This is a genomic window from Nguyenibacter vanlangensis, assembly GCF_013376155.1.
In the GTDB taxonomy this organism is placed as follows: domain Bacteria; phylum Pseudomonadota; class Alphaproteobacteria; order Acetobacterales; family Acetobacteraceae; genus Gluconacetobacter; species Gluconacetobacter vanlangensis.
Genome location: NZ_JABXXP010000573.1, coordinates 1 through 1,823 on the forward strand (window position 1 = coordinate 1; position 1,823 = coordinate 1,823).

A 1,823-nucleotide genomic window follows, 5' to 3' on the forward strand; every position below is an offset into this window, starting at 1 on the left:
GCGGCTCCATCCGCCGCGCCAGTTCCGGGTCCAGCGTCGTGACCGACAGGCTGACCTGCACCAGGTCGCGTTCGGCCAGCGCGCGCAGGATGTCGATATCGCGCAGGATGCCCGCCGACTTGGTGACGATCGTCACCGGATGGGAAAACCGTTCGAGCACGGCCAGGATCGACCGCGTGATGGCCTGGTCGCGTTCGACCGGCTGGTACGGGTCGGTATTGGTGCCCAGCGCGATCGGCCGGACCTGATAGGCCGGGCGGCGCAGTTCGCGTTCCAGCAGGCGTGCGGCCTCGGGCTTGCAGGTCAGCCGGGTTTCGAAATCCAGCCCCGGCGACAGGCCCAGCCATGCATGGGTGGGGCGGGCATAGCAATAGATGCAGCCATGCTCGCACCCCCGATAGGCGTTGATCGACCGGTCGAAGCCCAGATCCGGGCTGGTGTTGCGGGTAATGATGCTGCGCGGTGTCTCGAAGGACAGCTCGGTGCGCGGCCCCTTGCTTTCCCCCACCGGATCCTCCTCCGCCAGACTGCCCCAGCCGTCGTCGACAGGCGTGCCATGCTGTACGGCATGGCGGTCGGGCGGCGATATCGTGGCGCCGCGCCCGTGCCGGATACCGGCCAGGCCGGTCGAACGCGCATCCAGCGCGCGTGGGGCCGCCCGGGTCTTCTGGCCCCGGCCGATCCGGATGGGGGCGTGGTCGGACATGCGGCACTCCCTTGCCGATGGAACTGGAACAGGACAGCTCATCGTCGCCCGGGCGGTCGGGAGAGTCAAGAACATATCATGAACATCTCTTTCCATTCCGACGGCCTGCCACCAGGCCGCCGGCCGCCCTCTGGCCCATCGCGCGCTTGTGCTCTAACCGTTCGTCATCGCGACGATGGAGCAGGAATGATGGCGGGGCTTTTCGGCGGCGGAACCGCGCGGGGTGCAAAGGGGCGGCAATTGCGCGTCGGCGTGATCGGCGCCGGCCATTTCGGGCGGTTCCATGCGCTGAAGGTCGCGGCGTCGCCGCGTGAGACGCTGGTCGGCATCCATGATCCGGACATGGCCCGCGCGGCGTCGGTCGGGGCCGAGGCCGGCGGTGCGCCGGCCCTGGATCTGGATACCCTTCTGGACCGGTCCGAGGCCGTGGTGATCGCCGCTCCGGCCGAACATCATTTCATCCTGGCCGATCGCGCGCTGCGCGCCGGACGGCATGTGCTGGTGGAAAAACCCATCGCCTCGACCCTCGACCAGGCCGACCGGCTGGCGGCGCTGGCGACGGAAACCGGGCTGGTGCTGCAGGTGGGGCACCTGCTGCGCTATTCGGCCGAGCACCGCGCGATCACCGAACGGATCAGCCGCCCGCTCTATATCGAGGCCACGCGCATCGCGCCCTTCAAGCCGCGCGGCACGGATGTCTCGGTCATCCTGGACCTGATGATCCACGACCTGGACCTGGTGCTGGCGATCGTCGACAGCGAAATCGAGGATGTCGACGCGCTGGGGGCGGCCGTCAGCTCCCAGCACGAGGATATCGCCAATGCACGCGTGCGCTTCGCCAACGGATGTGTCGCCACCATCACCGCCAGCCGGATCTCGCTGAAGACCGAACGGCGGATGCGGCTTTTTTCCGAGGAAGGCTATCTGTCCGCCGATTTCGTGAAACGCGAATTGACGATGATCGGGCGCGAGACGGGCCTGCCCCTGCCCGGAACGGGCGGCTTCAGGCGTGAGGCCGTGATCTGGGACGACCACGACACGCTGGCGGCCGAGCACGCGGCCTTCGCGGCGTCCTGCCTGGACGGGGCGCAGGTACTGGTGGATGCGCAGGCCGGAC

Annotated in this window: 2 protein-coding genes; one reads left to right on the forward strand and one right to left on the reverse strand. The window is 68.4% G+C overall.

What is annotated here, in order from left to right:
• Nucleotides 1-706, reverse strand: a 706-nt coding sequence (locus tag HUK84_RS16780; protein ID WP_246285749.1) for a radical SAM protein, incomplete at its 3' end; no start/stop codon positions are given.
• Between the two features lie 189 nt (nt 707-895).
• Between HUK84_RS16780 and HUK84_RS16785 the strand changes: the two genes are divergently transcribed.
• On the forward strand, nt 896-1,823 hold a 928-nt coding region (locus HUK84_RS16785), incomplete at its 3' end, for a Gfo/Idh/MocA family protein (protein WP_176641294.1).